The 17,205-nt window shown below is 49.7% G+C and carries 14 protein-coding genes; 9 read left to right on the top strand and 5 right to left on the bottom strand.

All coding sequences use genetic code 11. From position 1 onward, the window contains the following. Positions 1-69: 69 nt before the first annotated feature. Positions 70-417, bottom strand: coding sequence for a winged helix-turn-helix transcriptional regulator (locus FPG75_RS00305; protein WP_143304503.1), 348 nt, complete (start codon positions 415-417; stop codon positions 70-72). A 119-nt stretch (positions 418-536) separates the two neighbouring features. Between FPG75_RS00305 and FPG75_RS00300 the strand changes: the two genes are divergently transcribed. The 6 genes from FPG75_RS00300 (at position 537) to FPG75_RS00275 (ending at position 6,951) form a co-directional block, all read left to right on the top strand. Beyond that, a complete protein-coding gene (locus FPG75_RS00300; RefSeq protein WP_143304502.1) occupies positions 537-1,544 on the top strand; it encodes a zinc-dependent alcohol dehydrogenase family protein in 1,008 nt (335 codons plus the stop codon). A gap of 462 nt (positions 1,545-2,006) precedes the next feature. Continuing rightward, entirely contained in the window at positions 2,007-3,392 is a 1,386-nt protein-coding gene (locus FPG75_RS00295; protein ID WP_143304501.1) for a cytochrome ubiquinol oxidase subunit I, read from the top strand. Positions 3,393-3,403: 11 nt separating this feature from the next. Further along, on the top strand, positions 3,404-4,438 hold the full coding sequence (cydB, locus tag FPG75_RS00290) for a cytochrome d ubiquinol oxidase subunit II (protein ID WP_143304500.1): 1,035 nt from the start codon (positions 3,404-3,406) through the stop codon (positions 4,436-4,438). A 325-nt stretch (positions 4,439-4,763) separates the two neighbouring features. Beyond that, positions 4,764-5,726 (top strand): helix-turn-helix transcriptional regulator, encoded by a 963-nt coding sequence (locus FPG75_RS00285; RefSeq protein WP_143304499.1) that lies wholly within the window; start codon positions 4,764-4,766, stop codon positions 5,724-5,726. A gap of 66 nt (positions 5,727-5,792) precedes the next feature. Beyond that, the gene (locus tag FPG75_RS00280; protein ID WP_143304498.1) at positions 5,793-6,263 is read left to right on the top strand and encodes a GyrI-like domain-containing protein; all 471 of its coding nucleotides are present in this window, start codon (positions 5,793-5,795) and stop codon (positions 6,261-6,263) included. A 4-nt stretch (positions 6,264-6,267) separates the two neighbouring features. Continuing rightward, positions 6,268-6,951 carry a GyrI-like domain-containing protein gene (locus tag FPG75_RS00275; protein ID WP_236652683.1) on the top strand — a complete coding sequence of 228 codons (684 nt, stop codon included), beginning with the start codon at positions 6,268-6,270 and terminating at the stop codon, positions 6,949-6,951. Here FPG75_RS00275 and rnc read toward each other — a convergent pair. From rnc to FPG75_RS00260, 3 genes are read right to left on the bottom strand one after another with little or no spacing between them, the layout of a single operon-like run. Next, the gene (gene rnc, locus FPG75_RS00270) at positions 6,948-7,667 is read right to left on the bottom strand and encodes a ribonuclease III (protein WP_236652682.1); all 720 of its coding nucleotides are present in this window, start codon (positions 7,665-7,667) and stop codon (positions 6,948-6,950) included. The genes FPG75_RS00275 and rnc overlap by 4 nt on opposite strands. 4 nt (positions 7,668-7,671) lie before the next feature. Beyond that, entirely contained in the window at positions 7,672-8,925 is a 1,254-nt protein-coding gene (gene fabF / locus FPG75_RS00265) for a beta-ketoacyl-ACP synthase II (RefSeq protein WP_143304496.1), read from the bottom strand. Positions 8,926-8,948: 23 nt separating this feature from the next. Continuing rightward, entirely contained in the window at positions 8,949-9,185 is a 237-nt protein-coding gene (locus tag FPG75_RS00260) for an acyl carrier protein (protein ID WP_012788038.1), read from the bottom strand. Positions 9,186-9,586: 401 nt separating this feature from the next. Here FPG75_RS00260 and FPG75_RS00255 point away from each other — a divergent pair, with 401 nt between their 5' ends. The 3 genes from FPG75_RS00255 to FPG75_RS00245 are packed head-to-tail and all read left to right on the top strand — an operon-like array spanning position 9,587 to position 15,203. Further along, complete coding sequence (locus FPG75_RS00255) at positions 9,587-10,669, top strand: efflux RND transporter periplasmic adaptor subunit (protein WP_143304495.1); 1,083 nt, start codon at positions 9,587-9,589, stop codon at positions 10,667-10,669. A 52-nt stretch (positions 10,670-10,721) separates the two neighbouring features. Next, positions 10,722-13,838 (top strand): efflux RND transporter permease subunit, encoded by a 3,117-nt coding sequence (locus FPG75_RS00250; protein ID WP_143304494.1) that lies wholly within the window; start codon positions 10,722-10,724, stop codon positions 13,836-13,838. A 21-nt stretch (positions 13,839-13,859) separates the two neighbouring features. After that, positions 13,860-15,203: a TolC family protein gene (locus FPG75_RS00245; RefSeq protein WP_143304493.1), complete on the top strand. Its 1,344-nt coding sequence runs from the start codon at positions 13,860-13,862 to the stop codon at positions 15,201-15,203. Positions 15,204-15,316: 113 nt separating this feature from the next. Here FPG75_RS00245 and FPG75_RS00240 read toward each other — a convergent pair whose 3' ends face one another. After that, entirely contained in the window at positions 15,317-17,164 is a 1,848-nt protein-coding gene (locus FPG75_RS00240; protein ID WP_143304492.1) for a hypothetical protein, read from the bottom strand. Between the last annotated feature and the right edge of the window lie 41 nt (positions 17,165-17,205).

Below are 17,205 nucleotides of genomic sequence, written 5' to 3'. Positions count from 1 at the left end.
CAAAGGCGCAAAGCGGCAAAGGTGCAAAGTGCACCTTTGCCGCTTTGCGCCTTTGCGAGAAAAACGATTTCACGCGCACAGCGGTTCCAGCTGCATTTGTTTCCGGCCCCAATCAGCCAGCAGGGTAATGAAAGGCACCAGTTCCGCGCCTGTGGCAGTAAGCGTGTACTCTACGCGGGGTGGCACTTCCAGGTATACTTTACGTTCCACAAATCCATCGTCTTCCAGTTCCCGCAGTACTTGTGTCAACATTTTCGGGGTGATGCCAGCGAGGCGTTTACGCAACTCTCCGTATCTCAATGTGCCGTAACTAAGATGATAGAGCACACGTCCTTTGTGTTTTCCACCGATACGCTGAAAAGCATAGTCCACCGCACAAACGGTTTCGCGGTAAATATTTTTTTGCGTTTTGATCATTTTTTTTGAGTTGATAATCAACGATAGTACCCAATTAGTAACTACGTTTCTAAATGGTGCATACTTGTCTGATGTAAAGTTAGTGCCCAATTTTGCATCAAAGAAAAATACTTTATCAGATGAAAACAGTACAGCTCAAACAATTCGGCATAGACAACCTGGTGATAGCAGAAGTACCAGCTCCCGTTCCTGCAAAAAATGAAGTGTTGATAAAAATGGAAGCAGCATCGCTCAACTTCCTGGAAGCGGCCATCGTTAGTGGCACCTATTTCCACAAACCGGCTTTGCCATTCACGCCATCATCAGAAGGGGCGGGCATTGTAGCCGCAGTAGGCGAAAATGTAACGCAATGGAAAGCGGGCGACCGTGTTACTACGCACTACATTCAAAACTGGATCGGCGGTCCCAACAGGCCGGAAACCAATACGGTAAAAACAGGCAACACTACGCCGGGTGTGCTGTCTGAATACATTGTGATGCCGGAACATGCTTTGTTGCGCACACCATCGAATCTGAGCAGCGTAGAAGCGGCCACTTTGCCGGTGGCAGGTGTTACCGCCTGGACAGGTTTGATCAACTACGCCAATATCCAACCCGGCCAATATGTGCTCACGCAGGGCAGCGGCGGCGTATCCCTGTTTGCCTTGCAGATCGCGCTGGCAGCGGGCGCCAAAGTGATCGCCACCACCAGCAGCGAAGAAAAGGCCGCCAAACTGAAACAACTCGGCGCACATGAAGTGGTGAACTACAAAACCAATCCGGACTGGTCCACCGAAGTAAAAAGGCTCTCCGAAGGTCTTGGCGTACACGCCACCATCGATATCTCCGGATCCGATACGATCAACAACTCCCTGAAATCCTTGCGCTACAATGGTTTCGTGGGAACGGTAGGTTTCATGTCGGGCGCACAGTTACCGATTGAATTGTTCAACATGTTAGGCTATGCCCGCATACAGGGTTACTCTGTAGGCAGCCGCGATAGTTTCCAACAGCTGATCAATGCGATAGAAACCAATCACATCAAACCGGTTATCGACAGTGTGTATACGCTGGATACGGTGCAGGATGCCTTCCGCCAGTTAGCGAGTGGTAAAGGCTTTGGTAAGATCGTGGTAGCGATCAATTAAAAAAGGTAAGGAGTTCCGGCAAAAGCCGGAACTCTGTCCTATTGCGTATGACACCCTCAAACTACAATAAGTTACCTTGGTTTATTCAGAGGAGATAGTCAGCAATGTGAAGGCCTGATAAAGATCAGGCCCCGGTCGGTTTTTACCATTTTTTTGACGAACTTCATTATCACATACATGAAAAGTAGTGTTTCCCATGTAGCAACTAATAAATAGAAGGTTGTGACATGATTCATTCGGTTACCGTGATAAAAATAGTTGCTATAGCAAATACAATTGTTTACCATTCGTTAACGGATCAATACTATTTTAACAACAACCCCTCAAACCCAATACTGTAGCGCATTTCCTCCATCTGCATTTGCTGATATCGGCTTAATATTCTATTTTTAATGATATATGATAAACATCAGGTTAGCGGATGAACATGGGAACTACCTTTGCACCAAGATCTGAAACATTATGCCGTCAGTTGAAATACTATCCAGGATCCAGTTCGCCTTCACGGTGGCTTTTCACTACATCTATCCGCCCCTCAGTATAGGGCTGGGCGTATGCCTCGTTATGATGGAGGGCCTCTATCTCAAAACAGGATTGCCCATCTACCAGGACATCACACGGTTCTGGATCAAGGTGTTTGCGCTCATATTCGGTATCGGTGTAGCCACCGGTATCGTGATGGAATTTGAATTCGGCACCAACTGGGCCACTTACTCGCATTATGTGGGCGATATCTTCGGGAGTGCGCTGGCAGCGGAAGGCATCTTCGCCTTTGCGCTGGAGTCGGGCTTCCTGGGCATCCTGCTCTTCGGCTGGAACCGCGTCAGCAAAGGCGTGCATTTCTTTTCCACCATCATGGTAGCTTTGGGTTCTATCTTCTCTGCCTTGTGGATTGTGATCGCCAACTCCTGGCAACAAACGCCGGCGGGCTTCCGCATCGAAGGTCACGACCTGGAAGCGAGGGCCGTAGTAACGGATTTCTGGGAGATGGTGTTCAACCCCTCTTCTGTGGATCGTTTCTCTCACGTGGTGATCGGCTCTTTCCTGGCTGGCTCATTCCTCGTGATGAGCGTGGGCGCCTGGTATATTTTAAAGCAGCGCTTTGTGAAACATGCGCAGGCGATGTTCAAGGTAGGCCTGAGAGTGGCGGCTGTAGCGGCTTTGCTGCAACTGTTCACCGGCCACCGCTCAGCGGAATATGTCAGTAAATACCAACCCGCCAAGCTCGCAGCAATGGAAGGCCACTACGATAGCCTGGCTGTGGCCGATATGTACATCATAGGCTGGGTGAATAATAAAGAAGAGAAAACAAGTGGTATCAAAATACCCGGAGGGCTGTCATTCCTTACCCATGGCAGTTTCCAGGCGCCGGTACAAGGGCTGCATGCTACGCCGCCTGAAAACAGGCCCGGCGCCGTGAATTTCGTATTCCAGACCTATCACTTCATGGTGGCCATCGGCATCACACTGATAGGACTTACGCTGCTGGCGGCTTTCCTGCTATGGCGCAAAAAGCTCTTCAACCAGCGCTGGCTTATGATCATATTTGTGGCCGCCGTACTGCTGCCACAGATCGCCAACCAGCTGGGATGGTATGCCGCCGAAGTAGGCCGCCAGCCCTGGGTTGTATACGGATTGCTACGCACCTCCGACGCCCTCTCCAAAAAAGTAACGGCAGATCAGGTGGTGTTCTCCCTCATCCTGTTCACCTTCGTTTACCTCGTGCTGTTTGCGCTGTTCCTCTTCCTCCTTCACCGTAAGATCGAGCATGGGCCTGATGTTACCACCAATGAAGAAGACGATAGCGAACTGTTCTCCAAACGTAATATTGCAAACCTTCCTTCTTAAAATATCTGGGCATGGAAACGATTCTTGGCATAGACCTTCCCACCTGGTGGTTTCTTGTGATCGGCGGACTGATCACCGGTTACGGCGTGCTCGACGGCTTCGACCTCGGCGCGGGTTCACTGCATCTATTTTTTAATAAGGAAGAAAGCCGGCGCCTGGTGCTCAACGCCATCGGGCCGGTATGGGACGGTAACGAAGTATGGCTGGTAATAGCCGGTGGCGCCTTGTTTGCAGGCTTCCCCTTAGTATATGGCGTGATCTTCTCTACCTTCTACATTCCTTTCATGGTATTCCTGGTGGCGCTGATATTCCGCGCCATCTCCATAGAATTCCGCAGCAAGGAGCCATGGCCCTGGTGGCGCAAGATGTGGGATATCAGTTACATGGTATCGAGCACGCTGGTAACGTTCCTGCTGGGGCTCGTGCTGGGCAACCTGATCCACGGCCTGCCGATAAACGAAAAGCATGAATTTACTGGCAACCTGTTCACCTTCTTCAATCCCTACGCCATCCTGATCGCTTTCACTACTTTGTCGCTGTTCATGCTGCATGGCGCCATCTACCTGGTCATGAAAACAGAGAACAGGCTGTATGTCAAGCTCACCGTGCTGGTGAACAATTGCAGCAAGTTCTTCATTCTTTGTTTCATCCTAACGTCAATGGCTACACTGATATATATACCGCACATGACGCACCAGTTCAAGCACCATCCTGAATTGTTCATATTGCCGATGATAGCCGTATTCACGCTGCTCAACATCAAACGCAATATCGACGGGCGCAAATATTTCACGGCCTTCCTCTTTTCCTGTATCATCATTTCCTGTCTGCTGATCCTCTTCGCGATAGGCTTATATCCTAATATTATCATCTCCAGCACCGATCCCCGGTATAGCATCAGCATCTACCAGGCATCTTCTTCCATCAAATCATTGAAGATCATGCTCACGATCGCCGCCATCGGCACACCACTGGTGTTGGCCTATACCATCTTTGTTTTCTGGACTTTCAGGGGCAAGGTGAAGTTGAACGAGATGAGCTATTAAATATTTTGGGATTTAGGGATTTACGGATTTTTTGATTTGTGGGGTCTCATCAAATCAAAAAATCCGTAAATCCCTAAATCCCAAAATAAAAAGGCCCCCGCAAGAAATTGCAGGGGCTTACCATTTAACCTATATTCTGTACTGTAGCATCGTGTTTGATATCTTCCGGAATCACTAGTTCATTCATTTTCAGTATCTTAATTTCTCCCGGAAGATTTCCTATGTATTAAAGACGTTTTACTTTTCCCAAAGTTTAATCCTTGGAAAAAAAATTTAAAAAAATATTTTCTCCGACCGAACTTAGGGGGGAGATAATCAGGACTTCATGAACCGAATTGACCGGCTAACAGCCATCCTCATACAGTTGCAGGGCAAGAAGATCGTAAAGGCTTCGGAGATCGCCGATCGCTTCGATATCAGTCTGCGTACGGTTTACCGCGATGTAAAGGCGCTTCAGGAGGCCGGCGTGCCCATCGGGGCCGAGGCTGGCACCGGCTATTATATCGTGGAAGGCTATCACCTGCCCCCGGTGATGTTCTCCAAAGAGGAGGCCGCCGCCCTGCTGACCGGCGAAAAGCTCATGGAGAAATTCAGCGACCAGTCGAACCAGAAGCAGTTCAGCTTTGCCATGCAGAAGATCCGGTCCGTGCTCAGGGGCAGCGAGAAAGACTACCTCGAGTCGCTCGATGAGAATATTGCCGTGCTCCGTTTCCAGCCCCGCTACCTGGAAGAAGACAGTTTCCCCAACCGCTTCCTCACCGATATACAACATGCGCTGGGCACCCGCCAGCTCGTGAACATGGAATATTTTTCTATCCAGGACGAGAAAGCCACCCGCCGGGATGTAGAGCCCATCGGCATCTTCCATTCCAGCAATGCCTGGCACCTGATCGCCTGGTGCCGCCTCCGCCAGGGATACCGCGACTTCCGCATCGACCGTATCCGCCGCCTCAGCGTGCAGCCGGAGAGCTATGATAAAGACCGGCACATGTCTTTACAGGAATACCTCGATAAACAACGCAGCTATGAAAAAGACCAGGTGCAGGTGTTCAAAATCCGCTTCAGCAATGATGTGCTGCGCTTCATGCGCGAGCAGAAATATTTTTTCGGCCTCATCACCGAAGAAGCCATAGGCGACTATACCGAGATGAGTTTCCTCCAACCGAGCTACGACTATTTCTGCCGCTGGCTCGTGATGTTTGGTAACAAAGCAGAGGTATTACATCCCGCAGGACTTAAACAAGCGATGCAAAAACTGGTCACCGAATTAAAAGATCATTATTTATAAATCCTCCTGACATAAGGTTGTCATACCCCGGTTGTTGCTTTGTATCATCAAACAAAACAAAGCAATATGGAAACTGTTACCTACACCCAAACCAGCCTGCCGCTGCATTTCTTCTACAGGCGCTATGAGACTGACTTTCAGGGCATGATGGCCCTGGTGCGCGTAGTGACAAAAGAACTTTATGAAGCCGCTATAGCAGCCGGCCTCGAAGTGAGTGGCCCGGTGGAATGGCATTATCGTGGCTTCGACGGGCAGCCCGGCACCCGTTTTACCCTGGATATCGGCCTGCCGGTGACGGCGCTGCAGCCTGTGCCCGCGCCCTATCGCTGCGAAACCCTGTCTCCCTTTCAGTTTGCCAGTGCGCTCCATGAAGGCCCCTGGGAGGAGCTGGCGGCCACCTATGGCCCTCTGTTTGCCCGCATCGCCGCCATGGGACTGGAATACAGCGGCTATCACCGGGAGCAATACTTCCAATATGATTTTACGAACAGCTCACAAAACCTTACCCGTATTCTTTTAGGGGTAACAAAAGCCTGATGATATGAGAACCTGGATCTTCGTTGGATGGACACTGGTACTGACCTTTCTCGCAGATACTTATTTAAAATTGAAACATATGGATAAACTGGATTTAACCAAGTTATACAAAACCTACTATAGCGCCGGGCCGAAACCCGAGCTGGCAACGCATCACCGGGGTATCTTCCTCAGCATCACCGGCCAGGGCGATCCCAATGGCCCTGCCTTTGCCGAGGCCACAGAAGCCTTATTCACTATTGCCTATGCGATCAAGTTCATCTGCAAGAAGGTAGAAAAGGATTTTACGGTATGCAAGCTGGAAGGGTTCTGGTGGGTAGATGATCAAACAACCGACCCCTTGCAGGTGCCGCGGCACTTGTGGCGCTATGAGCTGGTGATACGCATGCCGGATTATGTTACCCGGCAGCAATTTGCAGAAGCCGTAACCACGGCCGAAAAGAAAAAGAACAATGTCTTATTGCGGAAAGTGGACCTGAAGGATATCCAGGAAGGACAATGCGTGCAGATATTGCATACGGGGCCTTTCAGCGAGGAGCCGGCTACGCTGGCATTATTGTTTGCCTACATGAAGGATGCGGGCCTTGTTTCCAACGGGCGGCATCATGAGATATATCTATCTGACTTCAGGAAAACGGCGCCGGAGAAATTGAGAACGATCTTGCGGCATCCGGTGAAAGCGGGTTAATCAGTAAGGCCTAGCAGCTGAATGGCTTGCTGGGCCGCTATCTGGCTGGCATCTTTTTTATTGAAGGCTTTGCCGCTGCAGATCAGTTCCCCGTCTACCATGGCGCCGACGGTGAAGATGCGGCGGCCATTGTCCATTTGTTCTTCGAGGAGTTCAAATTCGAGGGTTTTGCCGTTTTTATTGGCCCAGCCATACAATTTGTTCTTGTGGTTCATCTCTACGCTTTCGAGCATTTCGAGATCGATGTAGGGCATGATGATACGGCGGTGAACGAATTGCTGGGTCCTGTTATAGCCTTTGTCGAGGTATACGGCGCCTACGAGGGCTTCGAGGGTGTTACCGAATATCTGGCTGATCTTGAGGAAGCTGTTGTATTTGTCGTAGATGGTGAGTTTACGCAGGCCCATCTTGATGGCGATATCGTTGAGTTGTTGCCGGTTGACGATCTTGGATCTCATTTCGGTCAAATATCCTTCCGTTTTGTAGGGATATTTTTTGAAGAGATAGTCCCCTACAATCGCTCCGAGGATGGCGTCGCCGAGGTATTCCAGCCGTTCGTTGCTTTCGAGGAATTTCTCTTTGCTGGAGCGGTGGCTCAGGGCTACTTCGTAGAGGGCAAAGTTGCCGGGCTGGAAGCCCAGCAGGTTATGCAGCTCTTTGTGCAAGTGCCTTTTCCTGGATAATAGTCGATATAAAAAGCCTGGCAGTAATTTCACACAATCAAGGAACAAATTTTTTGAATATAACTGAGGCATTATGACCACCGAACCCGAAGGTGTTGGTTAATGCGGCTCTCACTTCTCTCTGTTGTGCGGTGTTAAAGGTAAAGTTAAGTTTTGGATCCAGCTGGGGATCGTCGGTAAAATGGTTAATCGTAGGAGGAACTATGCCATCAATGATAGACATAATTACAGCGATAGATTCCACAGCACCGGCAGCACCGAGGAGATGGCCAGTCATGGATTTGGTGGAGCTGATATTCAGGTTATAAGCGTGCTCTCCAAAAACTTGCTGAATGGCTTTCACTTCAGCGATATCGCCCAGGGGGGTGGAGGTACCGTGAACATTGATATAGTCAATGTCGGCGGCCTGTAATCCGGCATCAGCGAGGGCTTGCCGCATTACGTTCTGGGCGCCCAGCCCTTCCGGATGCGGAGCTGTTACGTGATGTGCATCTGCGGTGGCGCCACCACCTGCCAGCTCGGCATAAATCTTAGCACCTCTATTCAACGCATGATCCAGTTCTTCCAGTACTAATGCACCGGCGCCTTCGCCCATTACAAAGCCATCGCGGTCGAGGTCGAAAGGGCGGGAAGCGGTTTTTGGATCGTCATTTCTTTCAGAAAGGGCCTTCATGGCGTTAAAGCCGCCAACGCAAGGCTCGTTGATCACATTTTCCGAGCCGCCGGTAATTACCATATCCGCCTTTCCGTAACGGATATTGTACATCGCTTCAATGATGGCATTGGTAGCGGATGCGCAAGCTGATACAACAGAAAAATTAGGCCCCCGGAAACCGTGCCGGATGGAAATGTAGCCGGCAGCAATATCAAGGATAAGCCTGGTAATCAGGAAAGGACTAAAACGTGGTGTTCCATCACCACTATGAAATTCTTTCAGCTCGTGACTGAAATTGATCATACCACCTACACCGGTGCCCCAGATCACACCAACGCGGTCAGCATTGATCTTCTCTTTATCGATTTTGGCATCCAGGATAGCCTGATCCGCGGAAATCACCGCTGTTTGTGTAAAGGGGTCCATTTTACGGGCCTCCTTCTTGTCCAGGTAATTAGTAGGATCAAAATTTTTCAGTTCGCAAGCAAAACGGGTTTTGAACTTGGAAGCGTCAAATTGCTTGATGTAATCCGCGCCGGATACACCGTTCGTCAATCCGTGCCAATAATCGGCTACCGTATTGCCGAGCGGTGTAAGAGCGCCTAAACCTGTAACGACAACTCGTCTTGGTTGCATTAAAACAATTCTGATTAGTAGGATTATTTTACATGTTCTTCCAGGTAAGCAACTGCCTGGCCAACAGTAGTAATAGTTTCAGCTTGTTCGTCAGGAATGGAGATGTTGAATTCTTTTTCGAATTCCATAATCAGTTCTACCGTATCCAAAGAGTCAGCGCCTAAGTCGTTGGTGAAGGAGGCTTCAGGAGTTACCTCGGCTTCGTCAACGCCCAATTTGTCAATGATGATCTTTTTAACTCTTGATGCAATGTCTGACATAATTTTAAGTGTTTTTGGTTTAAAACTTGACTGCAAAAATATAATTTTTATTGAATTGCCAACAGGCAGGCCAAATTTTAAAGCCGCCACCGCACCCCGATTCCCCGCAAACGCAATACAGGCAATGGGTTTCCTTCTTTGTTAATAAAAGATTTTATACCCTTTCAAGATATGTAAATATTAATATTTGAAGATTTTCTGTTTAAATACCCCACAGGATCACCATTCAACCGTTTTATTCACCACTTATAGAAACCGTTAACGCTAATTAACAGTCGTCACATGCAAGCAGCATTTCCATTTATTAAATTTGCCCGGCTTATGAGGAACAGCTTTGCATGTAGCACTGTAGCCACACTTTAGCACGAAGAGATCAAACCACACATAGACCAGATAAGCTCATGTCGAATACCAAAAGAACCTTCCGCACAATAGCCATCATGGCTATAGCGGGTGTTGCCGCTTTCTTTGTATACAGGAAAGTAGCCGGCAACAAGGCCGCCGCCGAAGGCCCGGCAGCTCCCAAAGGAGGCGGCCCCGCCAAATCCTTGCTCATCGATGCCTGGATCGTGAAAAACGCGCCGCTGTCGCAGTACGTTGATGCCAGCGGTACCCTGCAAAGTAATGAAGAAGTAGAAGTAAAGCCCGAAATCAACGGTCGTATCACTCACCTTTATTTTAAAGAAGGTACCAATGTTAAAAAAGGCGATCTGCTCGTAAAGCTCTATGATGAAGACCTGAAAGCCCAGCTGCAAAAGCTCAAACTGCAACAGCAACTGGCCAAAACCACGCTCGAACGCCAGGAGAACCTCCTCAAGATAAACGGTATCAGCCGCCAGGATGTGGATGTAACCCGCAACCAGGTGAGCGCTTTCGGCGCCGATATGGACTATACCCAAACCCAGCTGCAGAAAACAGAACTGCGCGCCCCCTTCAACGGTCGCCTCGGACTGCGTAACGTGAGCGAAGGCGCCATCGTATCTTCTACCGTCGTGATCACCACCCTGCAACAAATAGATCCGCTGAAAATAGATTTCTCCGTAGCAGAAAAATACCGTAACCTGATCCATAACGGCGATAAAGTGAGCTTTTACGTGGCCGGCGATAATAAAGAATATACCGGCAGCATCTATGCCATCGATCCCAAGATCGATCTCAATACCCGCATGGTGAAACTCCGCGCCATCGTACCGAATAACAACGGCGCCCTCTTCCCGGGATCATTTGCGAAAGTGCGTATCAACCTGAAAGATATGCCCGACGCCATGATGATCCCTTCCCAGGCCGTGATACCAGGCACCCGCGATAAAAAAGTGATCATAGCCGACAGCGGCCGCGCCAAATTTATCGTTGTGGAAACCGGCATCCGTGATGAAGCCAACGTACAGATCACCAGCGGCCTCAAAGCCGGCGACACCGTCATCACCACCGGTATCCTCCAGCTGAAACCAGGCGCAGTATTGAAGTATAACAAAGTACAATAAGGAAATATGCTGCGGCGCCAATGGCATCGCACCATATCTAAATAAATCAATCATGAGTCTTCCCTCTTTATCGCTCAAACGGCCTGTACTGGCGATCGTGATGAATATCATCATTGTGATATTCGGCCTGGTGGGCTTTACTTTCCTGGGGGTAAGAGACTTCCCGGCCATCGACCCGCCAATAGTGAATGTACGCACCTCCTATGCAGGCGCCAACTCCGATATCATCGAAACACAGATCACCGAGCCATTGGAAAAACAGATCAATGGTATTGCCGGTATCAAAAATATATCTTCCAGCAGCAGCCAGGGTAGCAGCAACATCACCGTGGAATTTGAACTGGGCCAGGACCTCGAAGGCGCCACCAATGATGTGCGCGACAAAGTATCACAAGCTCTCCGCAGCCTGCCGCCCGATATCGACGCACCACCGGTAGTGTCTAAACAAGACGCCAACTCCGATGCCATCATCTCCATGACGGTGCAAAGCAATACCCGCAACCAGCTGGAAGTAACGGAATATGGCACCAACGTGCTCCTCGAAAAATTACAGACCATCCCCGGCGTGAGCGCCATACAGATATGGGGCGAGAAACGTTACGCCATGCGCATCTGGATGGACCCCGCCAAACTATCGTCTTTCAGTCTTACCCCTTCCGATGTGCAGACTGCCCTTCAACGTGAGAACGTGGAACTGCCCTCCGGAAAGATTGCGGGTAACGCCACCGACTTCACGGTGCGCACCTTTGGCCGCCTGGTGTCGGAAGAAGACTTCAACAATCTCATCATCAGAAATGTGAACGGCAGCGAAATCCGCATCCGTGATATTGGCCAGGCCGTGCTCGGCCCCGAGAATGAAGAGACCATGCTGAAAGAATCCGGCAGCCCGATGATCGCACTGGCGCTCATTCCGCAGCCCGGATCCAACTACGTAGCCATCGCGGATGAGTTCTATAAAAGATATGAACAGCTGAAGAAAGATATCCCCACGGATTATACTGTGAATATCGCGATGGACAATACCCGCTTCATCAAGAAATCAATTGACGAAGTAGAAGAAACGCTGATCGTGGCACTGGTACTGGTGATCCTCATCGTATACCTCTTCTTCCGCGACTGGCTCATGGCTTTCCGTCCGCTCATAGATATCCCCGTATCGCTGATAGGCGCTTTCTTTATTATGTATGCCTGCGGCTTTACCATCAACATCCTTACGCTGCTGGCCATCGTACTGGCTACGGGCCTGGTGGTGGACGATGGTATCGTGGTAACGGAGAACATCTATAAAAAGATCGAGGCCGGCATGCCCCGCATGCGCGCGGCCCGCGAAGGTTCTGAAGAGATCTTCTTCGCGGTGATCGCCACCTCCATTACCCTCGCATTCGTATTTCTGCCCATCATCTTCCTGCAAGGCTTTGTAGGCCAGCTGTTCCGCGAATTTGGTATTGTGGTGGCCGGCGCCGTGATCATCTCCGCATTCGTATCCCTCACGTTAACGCCTGTACTGAATGTGAAGCTGGGCCGTAAAACACATACCCATTCCTGGTTCTACGAAAAAACAGAGCCTTTCTTCCGCTGGATGGAAGATGGTTACAGAAACTCCTTGCAATCGTTTATGCGTTTCCGTTGGGTGGCAGGATTGATCATCCTGGCTTGTCTGGGCCTGATCATACTGCTGTTCAGGTCACTGCCGGCAGAACTGGCGCCGCTGGAAGACCGTAGCAGCTTCCGTTTGTCGATCACCGCGCCGGAGGGCACCTCTTATGATTACATGGATAATTATGTGGACCGGCTCACACAGTTCATGGCGGATTCCATCCCGGAGAAGAAGATCATCCTGAGCGTAACCTCGCCGGGCTTCAGCGGCGCGGGCGCTGTGAACACGGCCTTCGCGAATGTGATGCTCACCGAACCGCAGGAACGCCAACGTTCGCAGAAAAATATCGTGGACATGGTAAACCGCAATATGGCGCGGTTCCCACAGGGAAAAGTATTCGCCATCGAGCAACAAACCATCCAGGTGGGCCGCAGGAGCGGGCTGCCGGTATCGTTTGTGCTGGAACATATCAACTTTGATTCGCTGTCGGCCGTATTGCCGCGCTTCATGGATGAAGTAGGCAACAGCCCCGTATTCCAGGGCACCGACGTAGACCTCAAGTTCAACAAGCCGGAACTGCGTATCCACATCAACCGCGATAAAGCCACGCAGCTGGGCGTTTCTGTACAGGATATCTCCCAAACCCTGCAGCTGGCATTGAGTAACCTGCGCTATGGTTATTTCATCCGCAATGGTAAACAATACCAGGTGATGGGGCAGGTGTTCCGCGCCGACCGTGATGATCCGATGGACCTGCAAAACCTGTATGTGCGCAATTCCCGCGGTGAAGCGATACAGCTGGATAACATGGTGAGCATCGCAGAAGAAACCAGCCCGCCGATCATCTATCACTTCAATCGTTATAAATCGGCCACCATATCCGCCGGACTCGCGCCCGGCAGAACGATTGGCGACGGTATCAAAGAAATGTACCGCATCTATAATAAACTGGAACAGGAGCATGTGATCAACGATTCATACAGCACGGCATTGTCCGGCTCCTCGCGCGACTATGCCGAAAGCGGCTCCAACACGATGTTTGCGCTGAGTCTTGCCCTGGTGCTCATCTACCTGGTACTGGCAGCGCAGTTTGAAAGCTGGATCGATCCGCTCACCATCATGCTCACAGTGCCGCTGGCATTTGCGGGCGCATTGCTATCGCTGTGGGTGTTCAACCAAACCTGGAACATCTTTTCACAGATCGGTGTGATCATGTTGATAGGGCTGGTAACGAAGAATGGTATTTTGATCGTAGAGTTTGCGAACCACAAGCGCGATGAAGGGCTGGCCAAGGCAGATGCTGTGATCACCGCCTCATCCATGCGTTTGCGTCCCATTCTGATGACGAGCCTCGCGATGGCGCTGGGCGCCTTGCCCATTGCGATGTCGCTCGGAGCAGCGGCCACCAGCCGTATTCCGCTGGGTATCGTGATCGTGGGCGGTATCGTATTTTCACTGGTGCTCACGCTATATGTGATCCCGGCGATGTACACGTTCCTCTCCCGCAGGAAACAGCCCGAAGAAATAGCAGCAGCACACAACGAAGAAGAAATGGCAGCAGCACATGCATAGCTGTATAAAAGATTTTATTTTATGAAGAGCAACCGGATGAAGCAGTATCTGTTGATACTCTCCCTGATGATCATCGCCACGGCTGCCCGTGCACAACAGGTACTAACGTTGGAACAGGCGATAGACGTAGCTTTGAAGAACAACTTTGATATACGCCTGGCACGTAACAGCGCCGAGATGTCGGCTAACGATTACGCCTATGCGAATTTCGCCTTTGCCCCGCGCCTCAACGCCGCTGCCGGCACTTCCTGGAGCCGTACCGCCACCAAACAGGAGTTTGCCAACGGCAGCAAACGTGATACCAGCGGCATCAAAGGCAATAACATCAACGCTAACGTTACCCTGAACTGGACCCTGTTCGACGGCCTGAAAATGTTTGCCACCCGCGATAAACTGGCAGCCATCCGCGATCTCGGCGAGCTGGCAATAAAAAACCAGGTGCAAAATTCCATTGCCACCGTGATTGGCGGTTACTTCAACATTGTACAGGAAAAGCAGCAACTGAAAGCGCTGGCAGAGCAAATGTCTATTTCAGAAGAACGGGTGAAACTGTCGGACGCCAAATTCCAGACGGGCCTCGGTCCGAAAACGGACCTGTTGCAATCCAAAGTAGACCTGAATGCACAGAAGGCATTGTACCTGCGACAGCTTACCATCATCGAGCAAAGCAAGGCGCTGCTCAACCAGCTGATGGCGGTTCCGGCTACGGCCACCACTTACGATGTGCAGGATTCCATTCCGCTGAATACAGACCTGTCTTATGCCGCTTTGCAACAAAGTATAACAAACAACAACGCCGGCATCAAGGTACAGCAGCAAAACATAGCGGTATCGGCGCTCGCGCTGAAAGAGCGCAAAGCGGATTATTTTCCTGTCATCTCTTTTAACTCTGCTTATAATTTCAACCGCAATACTTCCAATGCGGCATCTAATAATTTCAGTCCGCGTTTCAACCGCAATGGCGTGCTGAACTATGGCTTCACGGCGAGCATTCCTATCTTCAATGCATTCAATGTACGGCACCAGGTGCGCAATGCGCAGATCGATCTTGACTATCAACATCTCTCGCTCGACAATGTAAAATCACAGGTAGATCTTTCTCTCAGCAATGCTTTCAAAGATTATGAGTATTATAAAAAAGCAGTGGCGCTGGAAGAAGAGAACCTCGATCTTGCGAAAGAAAATATGATGGTAGCGTTGGAAAGATTCAAGCAGGGCGTATCCACCACGATAGAAGTAAAACAGGCGCAACAAAGCCTGGAAGATTCTTACTACCGCCTCATACAGGCACGTTACAACACCAAGCTCGCAGAAACAGAACTGGGGCGGCTGAACGGGACCTTGCTCACAGGAAAGCAATTGTAATACGCGGAGTTTGTTTGGCTCAGGATTATAATGATTGAAAGGATTACCAGGATTTTTTTCAGGATTAAAAAAAGATTCGCGAAGATCATATTGAGATGATCTTCGCGAATTTTTTAATTGATGATGTACCAGTTGGTACCGTCGGTTTGTATTTGGATGGTTTTGTTGTAGGTATTGAATGAGTATGTGCTGGCTCCTTCAATTTTTGAGATACCACCGTCGGGCCAAACTGCGACTGCGCCAGTGTTATTGGAAACTTTCTTGATCACAAATACTTTCCCCATAAGAGATGCAGCAGGTGGTAGTTTTAGCTCTACGTCGCCGCTATTATTCACCAGCACTGTATAATCTGATGCCAGTAAGGTTTTATTAGTTTGTGTGATGGTGATAGGCAATGTACTTCCATTGCTGCCTGTGGCTCCAGGCAATGGCTGCCAGCTTGCGAAACCGCCAGCATCCGAGGTAAGGACTTTTCCAAGTGCCTCGTTGCCATCTTTAATCCTTAGGGCGCGGTAGCCGCCGTTGTTTGGATCACCAAGTACATCGAGCGCAGCTACTGCATTTTCGCCCTGGGCAAAGGCGCCGCTGCCATAACCAATCTTGGCAGCGCCGATCTGCGCTTGCCCAGTTTCTGTTCCGTAGGGCAATATGTAGAACTTATAAGAGCCTGGATATTCCAAAGAGGTAGCAAATCTGATCGCTCCCGGGTTCAATTGTATCTCGCTTAAACCGTAAGTTAACCGTACACCTTGACTTTGCATCGGGCGGTAATAAGTACCCAAACCGAATTCCTGGCCAAGGTAGTTGCCGGATGCAGCAAATCCACCCATTGCATTAAATGATACCGAGAAATTATTTCCATCTACATTACGTTCTCCATTCAGCGTTCCGTCTATATTATAAATGTTATCTGCCAGTTTTAATTTCACATTGCCCAATGTATCTGTAGTAAGTACGCTGTCTTCTGTTTCGTTGTTCTTCAGATTGGCGAAAGGATTAGTACCACCGCCAGCAGCGGGCGTTTGCCAGGTGGCGTAGCCGTTGGCATCGGAGGTGAGAACCTTACCCGCGGCCTGGTAGCCATCACGGATGCGCAGTGCCGGATTTTTTTCACCAAAGGCCCCGATGCTATATACATCCAGTGGAATCGTATAATCCTGTGCATCTATGGCCCATCCTGCCCGGATATTATGTGCATTCAGATTACCTATATCTACTCCATTCGGGTGGATCCACATCTGGTAGTTACCGGGCGTTTCCAGACTGGAGGCAAAACGTATTACGTCGGGGTTCAGCTGTATTTCCTGGAAGCCATAAGTCATTCTAAGCCCTTCGTTTTGCAATGGCCTGTAATAGGTACCTAAACCATAAGGTTTCCCGCGATAGGTGCCTTCCGCGAAGAAACTTCCACCATTGTTAAAGGAGAGCGTCTTTCCGTCACCATCAATGGTTCTGTCTTCACTTAAAGAACCATTGCTGTTATAAATATTCTGGCCGGAAGCCAGTTTGAATTTCACATTGCCCAGAGTATCCGTGGTGAGCACACTGTCTTCAGTTTCGTTGTTCCTGAATTTGCTGAAGACCAGATCACTACCTGCGGTAAAAAGACCATTTACATTGCCTTTCCCGCTGATCCAATAATTACCTGTTTGAGGAGTATTATACTGATTGCTGATAAAGTTGCCTTTCAGTGCGGCGCCAAGGTTAAGCGTGTCATTATCACCGAATTTAAAAGCGCCAGTGCCAAGGTCGGTGAATTGCAAACGGCGGAACTCCGTTCTGCCACGACCTTTGTTATAAAGGAAGCCAGGCACATTCTGCGTTCTGTTTTCGATGATTAGTTCTGCGGTATCGCAAGTGTTGTAGATGCGGACACTGTCGGCGCGGATCTGATAAATTTTCTGGGCAAAGGTGGCGCTGCTGATCAACAATAACAACAGCGCACTGATCATTACTTTCATAGGACTAAAAAGGGTATTGCTTCAGTACGCGTTAAAGCTAT

It is taken from the genome of Chitinophaga vietnamensis, assembly GCF_902167635.1.
GTDB classification, from domain to species: Bacteria; Bacteroidota; Bacteroidia; order Chitinophagales; family Chitinophagaceae; genus Chitinophaga; species Chitinophaga vietnamensis.
Note: the sequence above shows the minus strand (reverse complement) of the source record. Positions and strands in the feature narration are given on the sequence as shown.